This window comes from Sporocytophaga myxococcoides DSM 11118, from assembly GCF_000426725.1.
GTDB classification, from domain to species: Bacteria; Bacteroidota; Bacteroidia; order Cytophagales; family Cytophagaceae; genus Sporocytophaga; species Sporocytophaga myxococcoides.
Window position 1 is genome coordinate 47,757 of sequence record NZ_KE384560.1, and the last position, 25,399, is coordinate 73,155.

Sequence of the window (25,399 nt, forward strand, 5' to 3'; positions counted from 1 at the left end):
TAATCACAAACTATATAATAATCTATTACCTAATAATTAATTGTTAAACACTTAAAATTTAAAAATTTACGAAAATGAGTTCAAACAAAGGTGGTTTTAAAGATGTATTCTTTAACAAGATCATGCCAATGGTCTACGGACTTGGTGCCGCAGTTGTAATTGTTGGTGCGATGTTCAAAATTATGCACTGGCCGGGTGCTGGTCCAATGCTTGTTGTTGGTCTAAGTGTAGAGGCATTAATCTTCGTTTTCAGTTCATTCCAGCCTGTTCCTCACGATCCAAAGTGGGAGAGAGTTTATCCTCAATTGGCTGATGATTATTATGAAGAAGAAGAAGAAGGTGAAGTTGCTTCTAACGACGGTCTTACAAGAAGACTTGATGACATGCTTTCTGAGGCAAACATCACTCAGGATGTTGTTAACAAACTAGGTGCTGGTTTCAATTCACTATCTTCATCAGTTTCTAACCTTAAAGATCTATCTGATGCTTCTGTTGCTTCTAATGAGTATGCAAACAATGTTAAGCAAGCATCTAAGTCTCTTCTTGAGATGAATAAATCATATTCTAAAACTGTAGATGCAATGTCAGAAATGGCTAATGCTTCTGTAGATGCTAAAGAATACCATTCACAAGTTCAAAATATCACTAAAAATCTTGGTGCATTGAACGCTGTTTATGAAATGGAACTTCAGGATGCTAACAATCACTTGAGAGCAATGAACAAATTCTACGGTAATCTTTCTCATGCTATGGAGAACATGGCAGATGCTAGCAAAGATACTGCTCAGTTCAAAGAAGAACTTGGTAAACTATCTAAGAACCTTGTTCAGCTTAACAACGTGTATGGTAACATGCTAACTGCAATGAGAGGTTAATTTTCAGTAGAAATTATTTTAAAAACGAAAAAGAAAAGGTTTAAAATATGGCTGGAGGTAAAGAAACCCCAAGGCAGAAAATGATTGGGATGATGTACCTGGTTCTAACAGCACTGTTAGCACTCCAGGTAAGCTCAGCTATCATACAGAAATTCAAATTTCTTGATGATAGTTTGATGAACGTGAACGAAAAAACGACTGCTGAGAATGCTAAAGTAAGTGGCAATATCAGGAGAATCGTTGAACAAGAAGGTAATAAAGATGCTCATATCGTTAAAAAAGCAGATGAAGTAAAAGCTGCAACTGCTGAGCTAATTACTTATATGGAAGGTCTTCGTAAACACCTTATTGAAGATACAGGTGGAAAAGAAGAAGATGGTAACTATAAAGGTGCTAAAGAAGAAGAAAAAGTAGCAAACTTTATGGTTGGTCCAGAAGGTAGCAAAAAAGGAGAGGCATATAAATTGAAAGAGAAGCTTAACAATTTTGTTGCGACTCTTACCAAATTTGGTGTTAATGCTCCTAAATTAGCTTTGGATGGAAATGAAGATCCTATCTTTATGAAAGATAAAGATCAAGCTAGAAAGGACTTTGCTCAGCTTAACTTCTCTGAAACTCCAATGGTTGCTGCTCTTGCAGTATTAGCGCAAAAAGAAGCAGAAGTTCTTAAATATGAGAACGATGCTCTTACTAAACTTGCAAGTGAAGTAGGTGCATCAGACATCAAATTTGATAACGTAGTTGCAATGGTTAGAGCTAACTCTAAAGTTGTAGCTGCTGGTACTAAATATGAGGCTGAAATGTTCCTTGCTGCATCTTCAAGCGCTATCACTCCTACAATGAGCCAGGATGGTAGAGCTATCCAGGTTGATGGTAGAAAGATTGGTAAAGTTTCTTTTACTGCAACTGGTGGTGCATATGACAAAGAAGGTAATGCTAAGAAAAAATGGAGAGGTGCTATCAATTTCAAATACAAAGGAAAAGATACTACTTTCCAGGTTGAAGAAGAATACATTGTTGCTAAGCCTGTAATTCAAATTCAGTCTGCTTCAGTTTCTGCTCTATACAAAAACTGCGGTAACGAACTTAATGTTCAGGTTCCTGCTTTAGGTTCTACTTACAGCCCTTCTTTCTCTGCAAGTGGTGCAAAAGTTATTCCTGGTGCTACAAAAGGTCTAGTTACTCTAGTTCCAACAGGTGCAAAAGTAACTCTTAACGTGGCAAGCAGCGGAAACGCAATTGGTTCACAAGAGTTCAATGTAAGATTGATCCCAAAACCTGAAATTCAGGCTCTATCTAACGGTAGCCCTGTAAATGAGAAACAAGGAGTTCCTGCTCCTGGTCCTAGAGCTATCACAATGAAGGCTGTACCTGATGAGAGCTTTAAAACTTTCTTGCCTAAAGATGCAAGGTATAAAATCACTCAATGGGAAGCTATCCTTGTTAGAGGTAAGAGACCTGTTACTCAAACTTCTTTCACTTCTGAAACTGGTAACCTAGCTCAGTTTGCAGCGTCAGCTCAGCCTGGAGACAGAATCATGATAGAGGTTAAGAAAGTTACTAGAACTAACTTCCTTAATGATACGGAAGAAGTTAATTTGGGAATTGTTATTAAGAACATCCCACTTAACTAATACCTAAACTGCTTAGTTATGAAAAAAATTAGTGTTATTTTGTCAGGTTTGATGTTCGCATCAAACCTGATAATTGCTCAAGAGGCAGCTGAGGCACCTGCTGAAGCAACTCCTGCAGCTGAAAATACAGGTTATAACAAATTTTCTGTTAGACCTATACATGAATCTGATATCATGTATAAGAAGACGATCATTAGAGCTCTGGATCTTAGAGAAAAACAAAATAAACCTTTGTTTTCTAAAAACAGAGAACTTACTCGTTTGCTAATCGATGCTGTTCAAAGAGGTGATATAAAGGCATATGCTTCTGATTCCCTTTACGATGGTAAAACTCTTACAATTGAAGAATTCAATGAGAGAATTAAAATGCCATCTGAGCAAGCTGAACTTAGTGCAGAAGAGTTAGAGATTATGAAGGCGAACGGGGAGGATGTTGCTGCAATCGGTGGTGGTCCTAACTTTTATTTCCCAACTGATTTATATCAGATGGAGATAAAAGAAGATATCATCTTCGATAAGCAAAGATCCAGATTGTACTATGATATTCACGCAATAACAGTGTACGTTCCTGCTGATCACCCTGCTAACATCAGAGGTATTCAGACTCCAATTGCTTCTTTCGAGTATAAAGAATTAGTGAACAAACTTTTCAAGGATAACCCTAAAGCAATTTGGTTTAATCCTCAGAACGATCAGCAGCATAAAAATCTTGCTGATGCATTCGAGTTACGTTTATTTAGCTCTTATATTATCAAAGTTTCCAATCCAAATGATGCATACTTAGTTGACATCTATGGTGGAGATCAGCAAAAAGGTATTATGGCTGCTCAGTGGGCTGCTTTCGAGCTTCTTGAGTATGAGCATAACCTTTGGGAATTCTAAGAAATTTCTAACTATAAGAAATTATAAAAAAAGGAGGTTGAAAAACCTCCTTTTTTATTTATTAATGACTTTCTTGATTATCACTCTCTTTTTCGCCTGCAAGATTTAATAGCACCAACTCCGCTTTGGCCTTCCCAACTATTTCGGCTAGTTCTTCAACACTTGCTTGTCGGATCTTACTTACCGAGCCAAAATGACTTACCAGCTTTTGAAATGTGGATTCTCCAACTCCTTTTATAGAAGCTAATTTACTTTTGGCTAAAGTACTTTTGCTCCGTTTAGTTCTATGAAATGTGATTGCAAATCTGTGAGCTTCATTCCTGATTTGCTGTATTACTTTTAACGATTCTGATTTTTTATCGATATATAATGGAAGTGAGTCATCCGGATAATAGATTTCTTCGAGTCTTTTTGCGATGCCTACAATCGGAATTTTTCCATATAAGTCCAGTTCTTGTAATGCCTGGCACGCTGCTGAAAGTTGCCCTTTACCTCCATCGATTACTATCAGGTTTGGAAGTGGTTGGCCTTCTTCTAAAACTCTTTTATATCTTCTGTGCACTATTTCATGCATACTATCAAAGTCATTAGGTCCAACTACAGTCTTAATGTTATAATGGCGATAATCTTTCTTTGACGGTTTTGCATTTTTAAAAACCACCATTGACGCAACTGGATTGGTTCCTTGGATGTTGGAGTTGTCGAAGCATTCGATATGAAAAGGTTTTTCTTTTAACCGAAGGTCTTCTTGCATTGTATTGAGTATCCTTGAATCTCTTTCATTATTTGAGATGGATTTGCTCATCTGATATGCTATATTATTTAGGGAAAGGTCCAGAAGCTTTTTCTTGTCACCTATAGATGGCACGGTAATTTTTAGCTCATCTATTTCTACAGGGATATTTGCTATAATGTCTCTGGTAGTGACTTCCATTTCTTCTCTAATGCCAATAATGGCTAGCTTTAGAAGATCTTCATCCGTTTCGTCGAGTTTCTTTTTGATCTCTAAATTTTTAGTTTGAAGAATTGCTCCATTTACTATATGCAGATAATTAATAAATGCATTCTTCTCAAGACTCTTGATAGTAAAGACATCCAGGTCGGTTATTTTAGGGTTAACAATAACTGAGCTGGTCTGGAACTTTTCAAGTAAATCAAATTTAAGTTTGAGCTTATGGGCTTTTTCGAACTCAAGGTTTTCAGCAGCTTCCTGTATCTGGTCTTTGTAGTAGGTTTTAACTACAGAGATGTGTCCTTTAAGAATTTGATGGGCTTTATCTATATTCTCGGAGTAAATTTCTTCAGTAACTAAGCCCTCGCATGGGCCTTTACAGTTTCCAATATGGAATTCAAGACAAACTTTGTATTTCCCATCATTGACATTTTTCTCTGAAAGGTTAAAAGTACATGTTCGTATAAAAAATAGTTTATGGATCAGGTCAAGGACACTATTCATAGCTTTTACACTTGTATAGGGACCGTAGTAGGTTCCTAGTGATTTGTCAAATGTCCGTGTAGCTATAACCCTTGGAAAACGTTCGCGGGATACATATATGTAAGGATAGGTCTTATCATCCTTCAAAAGTATATTATACTTCGGCTGATTATTCTTGATAAGGCTGTTTTCAAGAAGAAGGGCATCAAACTCTGTGTTTACTATAGTAAACTCGATTCTTCTTATTTGGCTGACAAGCTTTCGCGTTTTGTTGTCAACCCCTGTATTTTTATTAAAGTAATTAGAGACTCTTTTTTTGAGAGACTTTGCCTTTCCTACATATATAAGTTCTCCTTCCTCACTGAAGAACTTATATATGCCAGGCTGGTCCGGTAAATTTTTTACTTGTTCTCTTACCTCCTCGCTTTCCGCCATGATTAAACCTCCTAAAATTCGTCAGGCAATACTTGCTGATGTTTTTGCTGAAGAGAATCGGAGTGCAGGGAGCTCTTTTCTCTGTATCTTTTGCAGTCTATTTCAACAGTTAATTTCGTTGGACGAGGAAAGCGCTCTTTGACTAAGCCAAGTGTGGAATCTGCGAATACCTTTTTCATGAAAATAGCCCAAAGCGGCATCGCCATTCTTGCACCTTGGCCGAGATCCATATTCCTGAAGTGGATACATCTGTCATCTCCTCCAACCCAGGCTCCAGCAACTAGTTTTGGGGTAATCCCCATAAACCATCCGTCGGAATAATTTTGTGTTGTTCCTGTCTTTCCTCCGATTTCATAACCATTCCACAAAAGTCCGTACTTATTAAGACCAAGTGCCGTTCCCCCTTTTTCTTCTGTAGCACCTTTAAGCATATGTACCATCAGATAGGCAGTTTCTTCATCAAATACCTCAACACTTTTTGGTATAAATTCCTGAAGGATATTTCCATTCTTGTCTTCAATTTTTGTAATGAAGAAAGGTTCTGTCCAAAATCCGTTGTTCACAAAAGTACTGTAAGCTCCTACAAGTTCATAAATTGAAACATCGCTTACTCCCAAGCAAAGTGCAGGTACAGGATCCAGCGGGCTGGTAATACCCATTCTCTTGGCATTGTTCACTACAACCTGTGGTCCGATTTCTTTCATCAGGTTTGCAGTGATGGAATTAATAGAATTAGCCATTGCCTTCCGAAGCGTGAACATTTCTCCAGTGAAGCCTTCTCCATTACTGTTCTGAGGCGTCCAGGTCTGGTTTACGTCCGCTGTCGGGAATGTTACAGGAAGATCTGGCAATTCATAACAAGGAGAATATCCAAGATCAATAGCAGAAGCATACACAAATGGCTTAAATGTTGAGCCAGGTTGTCTTTTACCTTGCTTTACGTGATCATATTTAAAATGCTTATGATCTATTCCTCCTACCCAAGCCTTGATGAAGCCAGAGTGTGGATCCATCGCCATGAATCCGCAATGAAGGAAATGTTTGTAATATTTGATTGAGTCTATTGGAGACATCAATGTATCTATTTCTCCATTCCAGCTGAAGATCTTCATTTTGATCGGAGTCTTCATTACTTTCATGATCTTTACAGTATCATTTCCATACCGAAGTTTTAATGCGCGATATCTATCGGATCTTTTGGCAGCTGTTTCTATAAAATTCGGAATAACTTTTCCCTGCTCATCTGCCCAGGGACTTTTGCCCTTCCAGTGTTCGAAGAACTTACGTTGCTCTTCTTTCATATGGGATGTAACTGATTCTTCAGCATATTTTTGCATCTTGGAATCAAGTGTTGTATATATTTTTAAGCCGTCTGAATATAAATCCAGACCTCTTTCTCTACACCATGGAATTAGGTATGATGTAATCAAGCTCCTGAAATATGTAGCAGAACCTTTATTATGATTTTCTACATTATAATCTAAAGTGATAGGTAATTTCTTGATTGAGTCAGCTTTTATAGAAGTCAGATATCCATATTTGGACATTTGACTGATAACAGTATTTCTTCTTGATGTAGAAGAGTCGGGGTTATATACAGGACTATAGGTTGTTGGTGCTTTAAGCAAACCTACAAGCACAGCAGCTTCTTCTACTTTAAGGCTATCCGGAGTTGTATTAAAAAAGGTTTTTGATGCTACTTCTATACCAAAGGAGTTACTTCCGAAATCCACTGTATTAAGATACATGGTCATGATTTCTTTTTTGGTATATGCTCTCTCAATTTTTACTGCAGTTATCCATTCCTTAGTTTTATCAATTACTTTTTTTAGTTTGCCTGAGCTTATTTTACCTTTATAAAGAGCCCCTCTGGTTTCAAAAAGATTTTTTGCTAACTGTTGAGACAAAGTACTTCCTCCCCCTGAATGTTTTTGGCCTAGGATAATCGTTTTGAAGAAAACTCTGCCCATTCCTCTTAAATCAATTCCGGAGTGTTCTTCAAATCTTGAATCTTCCGTAGCAGTTAAAGCATTTACAAGATTTGGAGAAAGTTTTTCAAATTCTACCGGAGTTCTGTTCTCCTTGAAATATTTTCCTAATAAAATATTATCAGCAGTGTAAAGCTCAGATGCAACTTCACTTTTGGGGTTTTCCAAAGCTTCTAGGCTTGGCATAGGACCGAAAAGTCCTAAAAAATTAATAGAAACGAAATACACATATAGTACTAAGCTTCCGGTACCGGCAATAAAGCCGATCCATATAGTTTTGATAAATGCAGATATAAAGAAATTGCTTTTGCTCATGTTTACTTCTTATAATGTTCCTCAAAGAAATTAAGGTAACTTTCAAGTTTTTTGGATCTGTTGAACAGGGAAAAATTCTCCTCTGTTATTACAAATAAGTCATATTTTAGGTTCTTGGTTTCGGATTGGAAAGGCTGAAAATTTTTAATTTGAGTGTAATATATCATTCCTCCTGATTTATCCGCAAGGGTTTTTATACTTATTAAATTAAGAGTGTCATTTAATTGGACGACTTCAGTCTGAATTTCTCCTGGCTTATAATGTTCTCCATTATATTTTGTCAGAGCATTGACAATTTTGGCATGTTTTAAATTTTTGCCGTGAACTGCCACAATAAACATGTGAGGTTTGTCTTTTATGTCAGTTTTATATTTAACCTGATCTTCGTTTAAAGATTTTCCGCCAGCAGAAGCTAGTTTTATATATTCTTCAGTCGAAGCCAGAAGCTCTTTTGCTTTGGGAAGAAGCACACTTTCTTTCTGATTCGCTATAAACTCTTCCAGCTTTCCTTTGTAAATAAGGGCATTTTTAGTCTGCCCGATGATTAAAATTTCGAGCAGTTGTAGTTTATCTTCTATATCATTTTCTTTATATGCAATCCTGATTGCTTTGATTGCAGAATCTGCATCGAAGAACCTTTCAGCTTTATAAAGATTGTAGGCATCTCTGTACAACCCGTTGATATGTTGACTGGTTTCCCTTGTTTCAGCCATATAATTAGGGTTGCGAATCAATTTGGAATATATGGAATTGGGAAACTCTTCATGCAATAAAGATGCATAGGTTTCAAACTTAGGATCTGGCTTTTCTTTATAGAGAAGATACAGAAAATATAAAACTTCAGATTTAAGTTTAGAAGTTGGGAACCTCGTTAAATGCGTCTCAAATGATTTTATAGCATTTCCTTTTTCATCAAGTTTCTGATCATAGATTTTCCCTACATTATATAATGCATTTTCAACTTTAAGGGAAGATGCAGCTTTTGCTTCATCTGAAAAAGGAATTTCTTTGTAATATTTTGTCTTATCTACCTTAGCTTCTTTTTCCTGTTTTTCCTTTGACTCAAGTGCGACAGCTGCAGAATCTATGGCTTGATTTTCCTTTTCATCCATATTATCCTGTGCAGCTTCTTTTGTGGATCGCCTCCAATTGTCTTCAAGTTTTCTTTGCCCCCAACGTTTCGCGAACTCTGTTTTTCCCCGTGTTATGGATGCCTCATTATAATAGTGCCAGGAACTTTCTCCGCCGCCAGTGGTTGAGCCTCCTCCGTTGTTATTATTGTTAGATGCATTTTTTGCTGCAAGAGCCTTTTCTCTTGCCTCTGCTTTTTTTAAATCCTCTTTTTCTTTATCGATTACTTTATCTATATGCTTGGCAAGGGTAATGCTGTCCATTGAGGCAAGTTTCAGGAGACTGTCTTCTTTCTGGATAATTCTTAATTGGGTAACAAACTCCTGAAGTACTTCCTGGCGAGCAGCAATAAGTCTATAGCGTTTGTCTTTTTTATCCATTAAAGCTATGGTGCTGTCGTAGTATAATTTGGAGGTTTCAAAATCCTGTAGCTTCTCGTAGTGAATTTCGGCAAGCATCAGATATGAAGAAGCTTTTTGATAATTATTCCCGGTGCTTGCAGCTACTGATTTTTGCAGATATTCGATGGTGCCAGGAAGATGTCCCTGTTTAAACTCAAACTTGGCCATCTCATAATAGATTTTGTCTTTATATTCCTGATTCTTTAGGTCCTTAAGGAGCTTTTTGAAATATTTTTCAATCCTTTTTTTGTCACTGGATTTTGAAAGGTTTGTTACCTGTGCCATATATAACCTTGTATAGAAGGAAAGCTCATATGGAGGGTTGTGCTTTAGAACGGCCTTATAGTTTTTATAGGAATCTTTATCGTTATTCTGTAATTGATGTATTTGTCCGATTATAAAATGCACTCTGGATTTAACATCTTTTTTCTTTATAAGAGGCCTTGCAGTTTCAAGATCTTTAAGGGCTTCTTTATACCTTTCCTGCATTATAAAATACTGAGCTCGTGTAAGGAGATACTCCCTCTGATTTGAAGAGTTCATTTTTTCCTTTTTAAGGAAGTAGTTTACACTATTTACATAGTCAAAATTTGGAGCAGTCAGAAACAGTCTCATAAGGTGAATAATTGCCTCATGTCTTGCATCAATATCTTTGCTCTTTGAATTGACATACTTGTAAGTCTCTATTGCCTGTGGCCATTCTCCTTTGTAAAATTTTACCTTTCCAACTAGAATATAGCAGTCATCAACCCATTTGCTGTTTTTGTGTTTTTGAATAGGTAAAGAGGCCTTTTTAAAAATATCTTCAAGAAGTTGTTGCTGAGCTTTCAGTTTATTGGTATCCGGCAATGCAAGAACATGAATAACTTTATTATAGTCGTCAAGCCTGGCCTCTTCAATTTTTTTATCTACCTGCTTCATCCGCTCTCTGGCCAGAAAATAAGCATTGTCGCGAGCAGTAAGGTTATGGTAGCCTTTACTCACAAAGGAATTACTTTCAGGAGAGCAAGAAATGGCTATAAAACCGACAAGCAGGCACAGTATTTTGATATGAATTGATTTCGTTTCCAAAAAAATCAAATTGTTTAATTTATATAAATTCGAATAAAATAATTATAATGTAAGCTCGTAATAATAATAATCTATATTACAATTTTGAAACATAGAAAAACACTTTCTCACTGGTTAACGAACAGATTTCTGCTAATTATCAGAAACGAAGAAAATTTTGCAGAAAAACGAACATTTAGTTTCACTTATGCGAAATTAATTGTTTTCTGCTCAATTTTTTTAATTCTGGTTTTTTCCCTGTGCTTTTATTTAAGCACAACATTATTAGCGGCATTTTTTGATCCTACGCATAAACAAATTGTATTAAATAAAAAGATCATTGCACTTTCTGCTAAAGTGGATAGTCTGACCACCGAGATGGAGCAAAAGGCAGCATTCACTGCCATTGTTCAGAGGGTTATTTCCGGAAAGGATGAAGAATTGAAGCCAGATGCTTCCAATTCAGTAAAAGCTGTTAAAGGCAATGAAATTACCCAACTGTCAACGGTAGATTCACTTTTTAGAAAAGAATTTGAGAAAAAAGAATCGAATGTTTTTTCTGTAAAAAATGTTTCTTTTGGAAAATTATCCAACTTAATACTTTTTAATCCCGTTTCGGGAATAGTAAAGTCTAAATATAGTGCAGGAAGGCAGTCGTATGAGGTAGGTTTGCTTGTTAAGCAGGGAGAGTCTGTGAAGGCAGTTGCAGACGGAACAGTCATTTTTGCCGGGTGGACAGATCAGAATGAAAATGTAGTGATCTTACAGCATGAAGATAATCTCATGACTGTATATAAAAAAAATTCAGTAGTTTTAAAGAAAGACGGAGATACGGTAAAAGCTGGAGAAGTTTTGGGGGTAGTAAGCGATCCTCAGCCCGCGGGAAATCCTAATTTCTATTTTGAGCTTTGGTATAAAGGAAAGCCGGTGAATCCGGAAAATTTCATAACATTTTAACTAAATTGCTATGTTTCAGAATAAAAAAGAAAAAAAAGAATTGGAAGAGCTGACCAATTCCAGTACAATTGTCGCTAAAGGGACAGTTCTTGAGGGAAATATTGAAACTTTCGGGAATATCAGGATAGAAGGAAAGGTAGTTGGAAATATTAAAAGTAAATCCAAGGTGGTGCTGAGCGAATCTTGTGTTGTGGAAGGAAATATCCTTGCACATACTGCAGAAGTTTCAGGAGAAGTAAGAGGTACGATTGAAATTTCAGACGTGGTTGTTATGAAGGCAACAGCATTGATTAATGGTGATCTTATTACTAATAAAATGGTAATGGAATCAGGGGCTACGTTTAACGGCCAGTGTAAAATGGGTGCTACTATAAAAGAAATTCAAATTGGAGAAGGAGAACGAATCAAACCAATCAAACAAGAAAAAACCGCTTGAGGGTTATGCTAAATATTCCAGCCTTGTGATCCAGATGATTGCAACAATGTGTCTTGGAGCCTGGGCCGGAATAAAGCTTGACGAGCATTTTCATGTTAAAAGCCAGTTGTTTACGATTTTTTTAACTATATTTTCAGTAATTGCAGCAATTTACTTGGTAATACGGGGGCTTATGAAATAACTTTGCCCCTGTGAAAAAATTTCTATTTTGCTTTATTGTCGTTTCTTTAATAATAGTTTGTTTGACTAAAATTAAAGACCCTTTACTGGTGCATCCATTTATCTGGTATAGCCAGGTGTTTTTCTTTTCTATTTTTTTTATATCGAATAGGATTTTTTCAATAGGGGCGTTAAACGGCGATAATAAAATTCATATTTTTTATCTCGTCTCCCTCACCGTAAGATTCCTTTTGTCAGTGGCTTATGTGGCAGTTGGTCTACTTAATACCGATTTTCATCCTGTCGTTTTCGCTTTAAACTTTTTTGTTTTGTATTTGTGTTATACGTGGTTTGAAATTTATTCCTTATTAAGTAACTTGCGGGCCGATTTTAAAAACAATGAAAAATCTGAGTAAAATATTCCTTATTGCATTTCTCTTTATCTCTTTGCTAAAGGGTGCTGCATATGCTAACGGACCAGTAGAATCCGGTGAAGAAAAGAAATTTAGTCCCGGCGACCTGATTATGCACCATATCCTGGATGCGCATGAATGGGAATTTGCTCATGGTCTTGCTCTTCCCCTTCCGGTTATAATTTATTCTGAAAAAGGGTTAGATGTATTTTCATCTTCTCATTTATACCACAGTCCCGACAGAACTTATAATGGCTACCACCTAAATCATCATGATAAAATTGAAGCAGTAGATAAAAGCAGAACAATCTACGATATTTCTATTACGAAGAATGTCGCTTCAATGTTTATTAGTGTTGCAATACTGGTATTAATCTTTATAGGCATTGCTAGATCTTATGGAAAAACGAAAGGTAAAGCACCTAAAGGTATCCAGTCTTTCTTTGAGCCAATAATAATGTATATCAGAGATGACATAGGCAAAGGAACTATCGGACCAAAATACGAGCGTTTTATGCCGTACCTTTTAACTGTGTTTTTCTTTATATGGTTCAATAACCTTTTAGGATTATTCCCGGGAGGAGCTAACCTTACAGGAAATATAGCAGTTACGTTTATACTTGCTTTACTTACATTTTTAGTAACCACATTAAGTGCCAATGGGAATTACTGGAAACACATACTTTGGACTCCAGGCGTACCTCTTCCATTAAGAATTATTATTCTTCCTATAGAGATTGTTGGTATGTTCACTAAGCCATTCTCTCTTATGGTCCGACTTTTTGCAAACATCACTGCGGGTCACATTATCATATTAAGTTTTATCAGCTTGATCTTTATGTTTGAGAGTTATGCTGTTGGATTTGCAAGTACAGCGTTTGCAGTATTCATGTCTATGCTTGAGCTATTTGTAGCACTATTGCAGGCTTATGTATTTACTCTTCTTTCAGCAATGTACTTTGCATCTGCTGTAGAAGAGCATCAAGATCACGATTATGATCACGGGCATTGAGATTCAAGCCTAATCTTTAATAGAGGAGTTTTTTTAGAGAGTATTTGTTTAACTATAATTATATAATCATGCTTAACACTATTTTAATGGAAGTTAGCCTTTCTCTTTTCGGTGCTGGTATCGGTGCTGGTCTTGCTGCAATAGGTGCTGCATACGGTATCGGTCGTATCGGTGGTAGCGCAGTTGAGTCTATCGCTAGACAACCACAAGAGGCTGGTAAAATTCAAACTGCTATGCTTATCGCAGCTGCTCTTATCGAGGGTGTTGCTCTTTTCGCAGTGGTAGTTTGTCTATTGATCTATCTAAAAGGTCTTGCTTAAAAACTAAACTCCTGAATACAGACATTAGGTCTGATTCAGGAGTTTGAATTTTATAGTTAAACAAAAGAGGGAAATTTCTTAAAACAACAAATATGTTAGTCCAACCTGATTTCGGTTTGTTATTTTGGCAAACAGTAACATTCCTAATAGTACTATTTATCCTGGGAAAATTTGCGTGGAAACCAATTCTTGGTGCCCTTAAAGAGCGTGAGGCGGATATTGAAGAGGCTTTATCAGCTGCTGAAAACGCTAAGGAAGAAATGAAAAGATTGCATGCTGCAAATGAAAAATTGCTTCAGGATGCAAGACTTGAAAGAGATAAGATAATAAAAGAGGCAAGTGCTGTTGCAAATTCAATTATTACGGAAGCAAAAGATAAAGCAACTGCAGAAAGCAACAGAATTGTTGAAGGAGCAAAAATAGCAATCAATAATGAGAAGCTTTCAGCATTAACAGAAGTTAAAAACCAGGCAGCTACACTTGCGATTGACATTGCAGAGAAACTTCTTAGAAAAGAGCTTTCTGATTCTAAAGCACAAAAGGAACTAGTTTCAGAATATTTGAAAGAAGCTAAATTTAACTAAGATGCACGAGTCAAGAATAGCAGCGCCATATGCAAAATCTCTTCTTGAGCTTGCTCAGGAAAAGGGAGTGCTGGAAGAGGTGCAAAAAGATATGGCAGGTTTTGCAAAAATCTGTAATGAAAATAGGCAGCTTGTAACGGTCTTGAGAAATCCGGTAATAAAGCATGGAAAAAAATTAGCAATTCTTACTGACCTTTTCAAAGGAAAAGTAAATCCTATTACTTTTTCTATTTTTCAGATATTGACAAAGAAGAACAGAGAAGCATTTTTATATGATATCGCTGTTGAATTTGGAAATCAATACAGAAAATTCAAAGGAATAGAAAAGGCTGTTCTTACCACCGCAGCCCCAATCACAGAAGAGCAAAGAGCTGCTTTTGTTAAGATGGTAGAAACTGCCAAAACTAAAAAAGTTGAGCTTGAGGAGCATATTGACGAATCAATAATGGGAGGATTTGTGCTGAATATCGGAGGCGACAAACAAGTTGATCAGTCTATCAAAACCAAGCTAGTACAATTAAAAAGTAAATTCAAAGATAATCCATTTATTTCTAAATATTAATCATGGAAGTAAGACCAGACGAGGTTTCTGCGATATTAAGAGAGCAGTTATCAAACTTCAGAACTGAAGCTGAGTTAGAAGAAGTAGGCACCGTTCTTCAGGTAGGTGACGGGGTAGCACGTATATACGGGCTGTCAAAAGCTCAATCCGGAGAGCTTCTTGAGTTTCCCAACGGATTAAGAGCATTGGTATTAAACCTTGAAGAAGACAATGTAGGAGCCGTATTATTAGGTGAATATAGTGACATTAAAGAAGGTGATACTGTAAAGCGTACAAAGCAGATTGCTTACGTTAAAGTAGGTAATGGTCTTGTTGGCCGTGTTATTGATACACTTGGAAACCCAATAGATGGTAAAGGGCCTGTAACAGGTGATTTATATGACATGCCATTGGAAAGAAAAGCTCCAGGGGTTATTTTCAGACAGCCTGTAAATGAGCCTTTACAAACTGGTATCAAAGCGATTGACTCTATGATACCTATCGGTAGAGGACAAAGAGAGCTTATCATCGGTGACAGACAGACTGGAAAAACAGCTGTTGCTATTGATACGATCCTTAACCAAAAAGAATACTATGATAAAGGTCAGCCAGTATTCTGTATATATGTTGCTATAGGTCAAAAAGCAAGTACTGTTGCTCAGGTTGTTGCTGCTCTTGAAAAAGGTGGTGCAATGGCATATACAGTAGTTGTGTCTGCTTCTGCTGCTGATCCTGCTCCAATGCAATTCTTTGCTCCATTTACTGGTGCTGCAGTTGGTGAGTTCTTCAGAGATACAGGAAGACCTGCTCTTGTTGTTTATGATGATCTTTCTAAGCAAGCAGTTGCTTACAGAGAAGTTTCTCTTCTTTTAAGAAGACCTCCGGGACGTGAGGCTTATCCAGGTGATGTGTTCTATCTACACAGCCGTTTATTGGAAAGAGCTGCTAAAATCATTGCATCTGATGATATAGCTAAAAATATGAACGACCTCCCGGATTCACTTAAAGGTATCGTTAAAGGTGGTGGTTCATTAACTGCATTACCTATCATCGAAACTCAGGCTGGTGACGTTTCTGCTTATATCCCAACAAACGTAATTTCTATTACAGACGGTCAGATATTCCTTGAAACTAACTTGTTCAACTCAGGTGTTCGTCCTGCGATCAACGTTGGTATTTCAGTATCAAGGGTAGGAGGTTCTGCTCAGATCAAATCAATGAAAAAGGTTGCTGGTACATTAAAATTAGACCAGGCTCAATTCAGAGAACTTGAGGCATTTGCTAAATTCGGTTCTGATCTTGATGCTGCTACTAAATTGATTATTGAGAGAGGTAGAAGAAACCTTGAAATATTAAAACAAGCTCAATATTCTCCTGTAGCTGTTGAGTTCCAGGTTGCAATTATCTATGTTTCTTCTAATGGTTACATCGATAACGTTCCTGTAAAAGAAGTGAAGGCTTTTGAAAATGAGTTTTCTAACTTCCTGAAAGTTTCTCATAAAGATACTCTTGACGCTATCCGTTCAGGTAAAATTGATGATTCAGTAACAGAAGTTTTAAAGAAGGTTGCTAAAGACCTTGCGAAGAAATATAATAATTAATTATGCCAAGTCTTAAAGAGGTCAGAGGAAGGATCGTTTCCATTAATTCTACGCAGCAGATTACCAAAGCCATGAAAATGGTTGCTGCTGCTAAGCTTAGAAGAGCTCAGGACAACATTATCAAAATTCGTCCTTATGCTGAAAAGCTTAATGGAATACTAAATAATATCACTGCAAGTCTTGAAGGATCTGTAGAAAATCCATACTCTGAGGTAAGAGAAGTAAAAAATGTATTGATTGTTGTCGTAACTTCTGACAGAGGTTTGGCGGGAGCTTTTAATACTAACTCAATAAAAGCTGCTCTTGCTCTTGTAAATGGAAGATACAAAGCTCAAAATGAGCTGGGAAATGTTAAATTTCTTTGTATTGGAAAAAAAGGGTTAGATACTTTTCTGAAAAGAGGAGCTAATGTAATTCCTGATTATGCAGGTATGTTTCATGACCTGAATTTCAGTACTGCCAGAAAAGCTGCCGAGTTTGCAATGGAAGGATTCCTTAATAGGGAGTATGATGAAGTTGTTATAGTTTATAATGAGTTCAAAAATGTTGCCACTCAGGTTGTGAAGGCAGAGCAATTTCTTCCTTTAGTTCAGGAAAGTACTGAAGAGCAGAAGTCTTCTAAGGACCAGGAAGTCGATTATATCTTTGAACCTTCTAAAGAGGAGATTGTAAAAGGCTTAATCCCTAAATCTTTGAAAATTCAGTTTTATAAAGCTTTATTAGAGTCTTTTGCATCTGAACATGGTGCTCGTATGACTGCAATGGATAAAGCTACTGAAAACGCCAAAGAACTATTGAAAGAGCTTCGTCTGATGTACAATAGAACAAGACAGGCGGCTATTACTAAAGAGATCCTGGAGATTGTTGCCGGAGCAGAGGCACTCTCTAAATAAATTATAATTTACATTTAAAAAAGCTCATCTAAATTGATGAGCTTTTTTGTTTTACCCGGAAAATTATTTGATACAGAGATTTTTCCATTTTATCCTTTTCTCAAATTTATTTATTAGTGTAAGTTCCATTACACTTACACTATCTACTTTTCTTATTCTCAATACTAAATTTGAGCCTCATGATATTCCTTTCTTACTTTTTATTTTTGCATCGACTTTTCTGACCTATAATGTGCATATCTGGTATAAAAAAGAAGGTGATGATCCGGAATTGCCAAGAAATATCTGGAGAAGGCGAAATTCTTTACTTACAAAAGGCATGTTTGTCTTCTTTTTGCTTGTTCTTTTTACCTCTTTATTTTTCATATCGGGTAAAGTAATTTGGTTTACTATGCACCTTGCAGTTTTTAGCCTTTTTTATTCTGCACCATTATTAAATTTTAAAAGAATTCCCTTTTTGAAGATTTTTCTTATTTCTTATGTGTGGTCTATAAGTACGGTGATCCTTCCTTCGATCAATAAAGGCTATAGTGTGCTGGATAGGGAAGTGATTGAAATTTTTGTACAGAGAATTATTTTTATCCTGGCCCTCGCTATCCCTTTTGATATCAGGGATATAGAGGTGGATAGACGGAATAACATAGATACTTTACCTACATTATTGGGTTTTGGAAGGGCAAAGCTGCTTTCTGTTATATTACTTATACTATTTATAGTGGTGGGTTGCTTTTTTTACGGTTGGGATTACACCTTTTATTCTCGTTTAGCAATTGGAATTCTGGCAGTATATTTAATAATAAAAATAAAGAGATCCAGGTCGGATCTCTATTATATGGTAGGGATAGACGGGATAATGATTCTATCTTATGTTTTTTTATCTGTTTTTAAGATCCTTTTTAACTCTGGTAATTAAAGGTTCCTTTATCAGATTTAATCGTAAGGGTTTTTCTATCACCCTTTTCAACTCGTCCTACTACTTGTGCTTCAATATTGAATGATTTTGCAATTTTAATGATATCCTGGGCATATTTATCTTCAAGATATAATTCCATTCTATGGCCCATATTGAAGACTTTATACATCTCTTTCCAGTCTGTTCCACTTTCTTTTTGTATAACCTCAAATAAAGGAGGAACAGGGAATAGATTATCTTTTACGATATGTAAGTTTTCTATGAAGTGGAGAACCTTAGTTTGTCCCCCTCCGCTGCAGTGAACAGCGCCATGAATATTTGATCTATGTTGTTTCAAAATTTCTTTCATAACAGGTGCGTAAGTCCTTGTAGGCGATAACACTAACTTACCAAGATCAACAGGTACATCTTTTATTTTGTCGGTTAGGTTTCTTGAACCAGAATATACAAGTTCAGAAGAGATTGCCTGATCAAAGCTTTCCGGGTATTTTGTAGCTAATACTTTTGAAAAGACATCATGACGTGCTGAGGTTAGCCCATTACTACCCATTCCTCCATTGTAGAATTTTTCATAAGTAGCTTGTCCATATGAAGCCATTCCTACAATGACATCTCCTTCTTTTATTCTGTCATTACTGATCACTTCACTTCTTTTCATTCTTGAAATAACCGTGCTATCAACAATCACTGTTCTTACAAGATCTCCAACATCAGCCGTTTCTCCTCCAGTGCTGTATATTTCAATCCCATTATCTCTTAGCATTTGAAGAACTTCTTCGGTACCATTGATAATTTCGGCTATTACTTCTCCCGGAATCAGGTTTTTATTTCTACCTATAGTAGATGAAAGTAATATCGTATCTAAGGCGCCGACGCACAGGAGGTCATCAATGTTCATGATTATTGCATCTTGAGCAATTCCTTTCCAGACAGATATATCCCCGGTTTCTTTCCAGTAAATATATGCGAGCGAGGACTTTGTACCGGCTCCATCAGCATGCATAACGTTGCAATATTCCTTATCTCCTCCTAAAAAATCGGGTACAATTTTGCAGAATGCTTTTGGAAACAATCCTTTATCTAATGTTTTGATAGCATTGTGTACGTCTTCTTTGGAAGAGGAAACACCTCTCTGCATGTATCTGTCGTTACTCATTTAATTGAATTTTGGAATTACAAAAATAAAAAAAGTCCCGGTTTCTGACCGGGACTTTGTAGGATTTATCTTTGGTGATTATTCTGGCTTAATTTCCTCGCTGGTGCCTGTACTATCTTCACCTTCACCTTTCATCTTTATCTTTATTGTTTCATCCCCTTCAGCCTCATCCTTTTTCTTAATCGTTATGTTAGGGTTTGTAACATTGGTAATTGTAAACTCTGTACGACGGTTTCTCTGGTGATCTTCTTCTGTCTGAGCATTTTTGACAAGAGGCTTGTCCTCTCCATAACCTTTTGGCGTAATTCTGTCTTTTGCTATGCCTTTAGAAATAATATAATCAACCGCTGATTGAGCACGTTTTTGAGAAAGTTTTCTATTGTAATCTGCAGAACCTCTTTCATCTGTATGTGAGCTTAATTCGATTTTGATTTCCGGATTATCTACTAGCAATTGTACGATTTTTAGCAATTCAAGAGCCGCATCAGGTCTAATATCCCATTTGTTAAAGTCATAGTATATATTATCAATTACGATAGTTACACCAACTTCAATTTTAGGTAATACCATTTTATATGGAATTTTTATAAAAGATTCTCCCGGACCTAGTTTCTCAAATGGTACTTTTGTTCCAACTGTTGAGAGTTCTCCATTGCTTTCCTTTAAATAACCAAATCTTGCTCCTATAATTTTGTACCTGGTTTCAGGTTCAATTTCGTAGGTAAATTTTCCTGAAGCATTAGAGGTAAGTGCTGTAATTGTATCTCCCTTCTCGCTAACCAGCTGGATTCTTGCAGAATCCAAAGGTACTTCAGTTGGATTATCTTTTGTAATCCCTACGATTAAACCATCAAGAATATAATGAGCAATTTTAATTTTAGATTTATCAAGAAACTCGTAAATGTCATCATCTCCTTTTCCATTTGGTCTGTTGGAAGAGAAATAACCTGTTAAAGTATCTTTGAATGTTATGGCAAAGTCATCATAACTCGTATTGATAGGACGACCTAAGTTCTCAATTTTAAGTTTGTGTTTGGTAGAATCTTTTCTTACTGCAAATAAATCCATACCTCCAAGTGATGGGTGGCCATCCGAAGAAAAGTAGAATATTCCTCTGGTATCTTCATATGGGAAAAGCTCATTACCTCTTGTATTTATAGGAGTTCCAAGGTTAGTTATATTTCCCCATTCTCCTTTTTCATCTTTTGTTGCCTTATAAATATCTATACCTCCGTTTGCATCACTACTTTCTCTGTTTGAGGCAAAGTAAAGTGTCTTACCATCAGCAGAAAGAGCAGGGGAAGAGTCCCATGCATCGGGATCACTTATTGGAAGTAGTTTTGGCTCAGACCATACCCCTGCTTGTAGGACTGATTCGTAAATGTCTACATCTTTTGCTCCTTTTTTGCTACCGGTATTTCCTCGAGAGAAAATCATTGTTTTGCCATCTTTGGAGAAGGTTGCAGAAGCTTCATGCGCATCTTCACTATTGATAACTTCTGGAAGTTTTCTCGCCTGGCCACTGAAATAGTCAGCACCATCAAAAATGAACTCATATAAGTCTGTAAATCCTGTACCAGTGGCAGTATGCATTTTTTGTGCATCTCTGTTAGAGGTAAAATACAGTTTGTCATTTTTGAAAGTGGGAGAATATTCTGTAAAAGATGAATTCAGCTTGTCAAGGTTTTTAACCTCGAAATAAGACTTCTTCTCGACTATGTCATTAAGGACTTTAAGGTTCTCCATCTCATTCTTTGCTCTGTTTACCAGGTCAAAGTTTTGTCCTATTTTAACATAATTTGAAAGTTGTTTAGCTGCACCAACATAATTTCCAACCGCTTTAAGAGCAAAACCGTAATAGTAATATGCTTCTTCCTGATTGGTATTATTTTCTACAGCTTTCGCATAAAAGGGTTCAGCTTCCTGCATCCTGTTGGAGCGTCTGAACGATTCTGCGATATAATAATTCGCATCTGATGGCCCTCCTTTACTTACAGATTGCTGAAAGTTTTCAATTGCAGGTTGGTATTCAGCCTGATTATAATGTTGCATCCCTTTTTTGTAGGATTTCATGGCTGAAGGAGTACAGCCTGCAAGAATTACCAGTAAACAAAAGAATTTAGAAAGATTGAGCTTCATCTTGAGTTTTTAAATAATAGTCTAAACTATGCATTGCACAAATATGCAAATCTTAAGAGAATATGCTGAATATATTTCGGCATATTCCCTTAAAAGTATCAAATTTAAAAAACTTTTTGAAAAATATAATTATTTGCCTGTCAGTTATTAAAAAAACGGGATACCCAAGAGCTTTTAGCGGGTATTTCCCAGTTCGTTTCTAATTCCTGAAGACTGGTAATTGTATTGTTATAGATTAGAGTTTCCTGTGTAATTATACCTTGCTTTACTGCAGCAGAAACTTCATTAAATTTTACAATGTGGATTGGAGATGAGGCATTTCTGATTGCCACTAGTGATCTGTCGAGTAGATTAGCGCCAGTGTGTGCAGCTATTTCTCTTATTATTACGACAGATTTATCAATTGAACAGCCACTGGCATCTGAAACACTTTCATCAACAGCTATAATAATAAATCTGTTGAATCGGATTTCAAAAGTGCCAGCCAGTTTTCTTCCATGACTTTCCCATCCTGAAACGAATGTATTTAATTTTTCAGAAATATAGCCTTGTTCTTCTAACGAAAATTCTCTGTCTGACTGATATACCCAGACTTTTGAATTTTTTGGAAAACTGGCAATTTTTGGTTGTTCTGGAATAATCATTTTATAACCCTTCGTACTTGGCAATTAATTCTGCAATATCGTAAACTTTTATATCAGATTCTTTTTCCTTGTTTTTGACTCCGTCCGATAGCATCGTCATGCAAAACGGACATGCAGCAGCTATAACTTTTGCTCCCGTTTCAATCGCTTCTTCCGTTCTTTCAATATTTATGTCTTTGAAGCCCGGTTCTGGCTCTTTGAACATTTGTGCTCCACCGGCTCCACAACACAGACCCTTTGTTCTGGACCTTTTCATTTCAACTAACTCTGCATCCAGTATCTCAAGGACTTTTCTTGGCGCTTCATAAATGTTGTTAGAGCGCCCCAGGTAACAAGAATCATGGTAAGTTATCTTTTTACCTTTAAATTCGCCACCACCCTGCAATTTTATTTTTCCTTCATTTATTAGTTGTTGCAGAAATTCAGAGTGATGAAGGACCTCATAGTTTCCACCAAGCTCTGGATATTCGTTTTTAATAGTATTAAAGCAATGAGGGCAGGCGGTTACAATTTTTTTTATGCCATACGCATTCATCACTTCAATATTGCTCACCGCCTGAACCTGAAAAAGAAATTCATTTCCGGCTCTTTTAGCAGGTTCGCCTGTGCAAGATTCTTCCGTCCCTAAAACTGCAAAGTTAACAGATAGTTTATTTAAAATTTTAACAAATGCTGCTGTAATAGATTTTGCACGTTCATCAAAGGATCCTGCACATCCTACCCAGAATAGAATTTCAGGAGTTAATCCCTTTGCTGCCAGATCGGCCATGGTTGGAACATTTATCATATTTTCACTCATATCTATGTCAACTTCAATAATTTACTGATTTAATTTTTGAACCCAGTTTAACCTGTCTGAAGGGGAAAATTTCCATGGAGCAAAGTTATTCTCAATATTGGAGAACATGCCATTCCATGAAGCCGGAGCTTGTGACTCTTCCATGATTTTGAATCTTCGGAGCTGAAGAATAATACTTACCGGATCGATATTTACTGGACAGGCTTCTACACACGCATTGCAGGTTGTGCAGGCCATAATTTCTTCAACTGTGATATAATCTCCAAGCAGAGATTTGCCATCCTGATGGTCTTTTCCCTTCTCTTCAATATTTCTTCCCACTTCCTCCAGTCTGTCTCTTGTGTCCATCATAATTTTTCTAGGACTAAGTTTTTTTCCTGTCAGGTTAGCTGGGCATTGAGAGGTGCATCTGCCGCATTCTGTGCAGCTGTAAGCTTCCATTAAATTCTTCCAAGTCAGATCCTGAACGTCTTTTGCTCCAAACCTTCCTGGCGCAGCATTGTCATTACCTGCATCGACTGGAAGATTAAGCATTAATTTAACTTCTTTAGTTACTTCAGGCATATTTGATAATCTACCTGCCGGATCAAGTTTGCTAAAATATGTATTTGGGAAAGCAATAAATATATGCAGGTGCTTGGAATCTGTAAATACATACATGGCAAAAGCAAGAATTCCGATAATATGTGCCCACCAGCCAAATCTCTCAATAAATATCAATTCTGAATTATCAAGGCCATTAAATAAAGGTTTTAGAAAGCCAGTAAAGAAAAAATCACCAGTAGCAATATAGTGTTCCGAGCCTCTGGTTTGTAGTATTCCATCTGAAGTATTCATGCTCAGAAAACAGATCATCAGGAAAATTTCAATGGAAAGAATGATGTTTGCATCAAGTTTTGGCCAACGCTTCATTTCCTCCCCGTCAAATCTTTTTACTTTGATGATGTTTCTTCTTACTAGGAAAATTGCGCAAGAGACTAATACTGAAATCGCAAGGAATTCAAATATATTGATCAGGGATGGGTATAGGCCTTTAAAGACAGGAGCGAATATTCTGTGGGTGCCAAAAAGTCCATCGATAATAATTTCAAGCACTTCAATATTTATGATTATAAAGCCGACATAAACAAAGAGGTGAAGTATTGCTGGCAGAGGTCTTTTAAACATCTTTTTTTGACCCAAAGCAACTAGAGTCATCATTTTAAGCCTTTCTCCTGGCCTATCATACCGGTTGATGTCTCTTCCCAATAAAATATTTCTTCTTATTCTCAGGATGCTTTTTGTAATGAAAAAGCCTGATGCAGAGAGCAGAAGCAAGAAAATAACCTGGGGTAAAAATTCCATAAATGAAAATATTTTAAAATTTATGTAAATATTGTTTGTTTCGTTATCAAAACCTAATATCTTTGCGCCACTTAATCGGGAACGTAGCTCAGTTGGTAGAGCAAAGGACTGAAAATCCTTGTGTCGGTGGTTCGATTCCACTCGTTCCCACTGGGGCCTCAAAAGGGCCCTTTTTTATTTTTATTAAAGTAGAATAACTATTTAAGCTAATAGGCAAATTCCGAAAAAGATTAATCGGAAAACTTTTATGTAAGGTAGATCTCATGAAGCCATTTTTTACATTTATCTGCTTATAATAAGCATAAATTAGCTTATATTTATTATAAAAAGTTATAACGATATTTTATCGGTATATGTTGAACATATCTTAATCTTTCTTATCGTTAGTACTTTTGATTTTAAAACTTGATTAGAATAATTAAAAAATACACGTGGAAACGAATTACTACACTACTATTAGCAGAATGCCCTTAGAAATTATTAAGCTAATAAGAGTGTATCAATGGCCCAAAAATTTTTTCGTGTTTTTACCCCTTTTTTTTTCAGGTAAAATCCTTGCTTTTGAAAACTTCAAAAAGGTATTGTGGGTGTTTCTTGCTTTTTGCCTTGTAGCTAGTGCAGTATATATCATTAATGATCTTTTTGATATTAAATCTGATAAAAAGCATCCGGAGAAGAGGTTCAGACCGATAGCAAGTGGTGCAATAAGTATTCCTTATGCGATTATATTATGCGGAGGGTTATTATCATTTTCAATAACAATAGCCTTGTCTCAATTTAATACTTTGATTTTATTTTTTCTCTTGGGTTATTTTCTTTTGAACATCTTATATAGTTTAAGACTGAAGAAGATAGCGATTGTTGATTTAATGGTTATTGCCATCGGTTTTATTTTAAGAGTTTTTGTAGGCGGAGTATCAATTGATACAGCATTGTCAAAGTGGCTTGTTTTAATGACATTCTTACTGGCTTTATTTTTGGGTTTTGCCAAAAGAAGGGACGATTTGCTGATTTTGGAAGAAAAAGGGAAAGCAATGAGGACCTCATTAAACGGATATAGTCTTTCGTTTGTAAATCATTCGATGGTTTTCATTTCGAGTATCATTGTTGTATGCTATTTTATGTATTCTATATCAGAGGACGTCATGCAAAGATTGGGGAATGAGTATTTTTATATTACCAGTTTCTTTGTAATTACAGGAATGCTAAGATATTTTCAAATAACCTATGTTGAAAACAACTCCGGTTCTCCAAGTAAGATCCTGCTAACAGATGAATTTACTATTATTAATTTGTTATTGTGGGGACTTTCAGTTTCTTATTTTATCTACTTTTAGCGTGC

General features: G+C 36.3%; 22 protein-coding genes and 1 tRNA gene. 15 read left to right on the forward strand and 8 right to left on the reverse strand.

What is annotated here, in order from left to right; translation table 11 throughout:
* Positions 1-74: 74 nt before the first annotated feature.
* The 3 genes from porL to porN are packed head-to-tail and all read left to right on the forward strand — an operon-like array spanning position 75 to position 3,391.
* Entirely contained in the window at positions 75-875 is an 801-nt protein-coding gene (gene porL / locus K350_RS0118495; protein ID WP_028981161.1) for a type IX secretion system motor protein PorL/GldL, read from the forward strand.
* 47 nt (positions 876-922) lie between these two features.
* Entirely contained in the window at positions 923-2,509 is a 1,587-nt protein-coding gene (porM, locus tag K350_RS0118500) for a type IX secretion system motor protein PorM/GldM (protein WP_028981162.1), read from the forward strand.
* A gap of 18 nt (positions 2,510-2,527) precedes the next feature.
* Complete coding sequence (gene porN, locus K350_RS0118505) at positions 2,528-3,391, forward strand: type IX secretion system ring subunit PorN/GldN (RefSeq protein ID WP_028981163.1); 864 nt, start codon at positions 2,528-2,530, stop codon at positions 3,389-3,391.
* Positions 3,392-3,452: 61 nt separating this feature from the next.
* On the opposite strand, the gene uvrC is transcribed toward porN, so the two are convergent.
* Genes uvrC through porW form a run of 3 tightly spaced genes read right to left on the reverse strand, consistent with a single transcriptional unit; the run spans position 3,453 to position 10,167 of the window.
* Positions 3,453-5,261: an excinuclease ABC subunit UvrC gene (gene uvrC, locus K350_RS29495; protein WP_051313322.1), complete on the reverse strand. Its 1,809-nt coding sequence runs from the start codon at positions 5,259-5,261 to the stop codon at positions 3,453-3,455.
* A gap of 11 nt (positions 5,262-5,272) precedes the next feature.
* Positions 5,273-7,564, reverse strand: a complete 2,292-nt coding sequence (locus tag K350_RS0118515; RefSeq protein WP_051313324.1) for a penicillin-binding protein 1A — start codon at positions 7,562-7,564, stop codon at positions 5,273-5,275.
* Between the two features lie 2 nt (positions 7,565-7,566).
* Positions 7,567-10,167 (reverse strand): type IX secretion system periplasmic lipoprotein PorW/SprE, encoded by a 2,601-nt coding sequence (gene porW, locus K350_RS29500; RefSeq protein ID WP_156027097.1) that lies wholly within the window; start codon positions 10,165-10,167, stop codon positions 7,567-7,569.
* An 84-nt stretch (positions 10,168-10,251) separates the two neighbouring features.
* On the opposite strand from porW, the gene K350_RS0118525 reads away from it, so the two are divergent.
* From K350_RS0118525 to K350_RS0118565, 10 genes are all read left to right on the forward strand, one after another.
* A complete protein-coding gene (locus tag K350_RS0118525; RefSeq protein ID WP_037576398.1) occupies positions 10,252-11,103 on the forward strand; it encodes a murein hydrolase activator EnvC family protein in 852 nt (283 codons plus the stop codon).
* A gap of 10 nt (positions 11,104-11,113) precedes the next feature.
* Entirely contained in the window at positions 11,114-11,539 is a 426-nt protein-coding gene (locus K350_RS0118530; protein WP_037576401.1) for a bactofilin family protein, read from the forward strand.
* Positions 11,490-11,720, forward strand: a complete 231-nt coding sequence (locus K350_RS33120) for an AtpZ/AtpI family protein (RefSeq protein WP_367113571.1) — start codon at positions 11,490-11,492, stop codon at positions 11,718-11,720. The genes K350_RS0118530 and K350_RS33120 overlap by 50 nt, the downstream gene beginning before the upstream one ends.
* A 377-nt stretch (positions 11,721-12,097) precedes the next feature.
* Positions 12,098-13,123 carry a F0F1 ATP synthase subunit A gene (gene atpB / locus K350_RS0118535; protein ID WP_051313327.1) on the forward strand — a complete coding sequence of 342 codons (1,026 nt, stop codon included), beginning with the start codon at positions 12,098-12,100 and terminating at the stop codon, positions 13,121-13,123.
* Positions 13,124-13,191: 68 nt separating this feature from the next.
* On the forward strand, positions 13,192-13,443 hold the full coding sequence (atpE, locus tag K350_RS0118540; protein WP_028981168.1) for an ATP synthase F0 subunit C: 252 nt from the start codon (positions 13,192-13,194) through the stop codon (positions 13,441-13,443).
* A 92-nt stretch (positions 13,444-13,535) separates the two neighbouring features.
* A complete protein-coding gene (locus tag K350_RS0118545; RefSeq protein ID WP_028981169.1) occupies positions 13,536-14,027 on the forward strand; it encodes a F0F1 ATP synthase subunit B in 492 nt (163 codons plus the stop codon).
* 1 nt (position 14,028) lies between these two features.
* Positions 14,029-14,589 (forward strand): ATP synthase F1 subunit delta, encoded by a 561-nt coding sequence (gene atpH, locus K350_RS0118550; protein ID WP_028981170.1) that lies wholly within the window; start codon positions 14,029-14,031, stop codon positions 14,587-14,589.
* Entirely contained in the window at positions 14,589-16,169 is a 1,581-nt protein-coding gene (atpA, locus tag K350_RS0118555; protein WP_028981171.1) for a F0F1 ATP synthase subunit alpha, read from the forward strand. The genes atpH and atpA overlap by 1 nt, the downstream gene beginning before the upstream one ends.
* Positions 16,170-16,171: 2 nt before the next feature.
* Positions 16,172-17,062 carry an ATP synthase F1 subunit gamma gene (gene atpG / locus K350_RS0118560; RefSeq protein ID WP_028981172.1) on the forward strand — a complete coding sequence of 297 codons (891 nt, stop codon included), beginning with the start codon at positions 16,172-16,174 and terminating at the stop codon, positions 17,060-17,062.
* 67 nt (positions 17,063-17,129) lie between these two features.
* Positions 17,130-17,975 (forward strand): UbiA family prenyltransferase, encoded by an 846-nt coding sequence (locus tag K350_RS0118565; protein ID WP_156027099.1) that lies wholly within the window; start codon positions 17,130-17,132, stop codon positions 17,973-17,975.
* Here the strand turns inward: K350_RS0118565 and K350_RS0118570 are convergent.
* The 5 genes from K350_RS0118570 to K350_RS0118595 all read right to left on the reverse strand — a co-directional run bounded on the left by K350_RS0118570 (position 17,959) and on the right by K350_RS0118595 (position 24,057).
* Positions 17,959-19,131 (reverse strand): AIR synthase related protein, encoded by a 1,173-nt coding sequence (locus K350_RS0118570; RefSeq protein WP_028981174.1) that lies wholly within the window; start codon positions 19,129-19,131, stop codon positions 17,959-17,961. The two genes, K350_RS0118565 and K350_RS0118570, sit on opposite strands and share 17 nt — an antisense overlap.
* 78 nt (positions 19,132-19,209) lie before the next feature.
* Positions 19,210-21,270: a CHU_0125 family OmpA-like outer membrane integrity protein gene (locus K350_RS29505; RefSeq protein WP_081671068.1), complete on the reverse strand. Its 2,061-nt coding sequence runs from the start codon at positions 21,268-21,270 to the stop codon at positions 19,210-19,212.
* A 140-nt stretch (positions 21,271-21,410) separates the two neighbouring features.
* Positions 21,411-21,914: a hypothetical protein gene (locus tag K350_RS0118585; RefSeq protein WP_028981175.1), complete on the reverse strand. Its 504-nt coding sequence runs from the start codon at positions 21,912-21,914 to the stop codon at positions 21,411-21,413.
* 1 nt (position 21,915) lies between these two features.
* Positions 21,916-22,713 carry a (Fe-S)-binding protein gene (locus K350_RS0118590; RefSeq protein WP_028981176.1) on the reverse strand — a complete coding sequence of 266 codons (798 nt, stop codon included), beginning with the start codon at positions 22,711-22,713 and terminating at the stop codon, positions 21,916-21,918.
* 21 nt (positions 22,714-22,734) lie between these two features.
* A complete protein-coding gene (locus tag K350_RS0118595) occupies positions 22,735-24,057 on the reverse strand; it encodes a 4Fe-4S dicluster domain-containing protein (protein ID WP_028981177.1) in 1,323 nt (440 codons plus the stop codon).
* A gap of 77 nt (positions 24,058-24,134) precedes the next feature.
* On the opposite strand from K350_RS0118595, the gene K350_RS0118600 reads away from it, so the two are divergent.
* Positions 24,135-24,207, forward strand: a tRNA-Phe gene (locus K350_RS0118600).
* 281 nt (positions 24,208-24,488) lie between these two features.
* A complete protein-coding gene (locus K350_RS0118605; protein ID WP_156027100.1) occupies positions 24,489-25,394 on the forward strand; it encodes a UbiA prenyltransferase family protein in 906 nt (301 codons plus the stop codon).
* Positions 25,395-25,399: the final 5 nt, after the last annotated feature.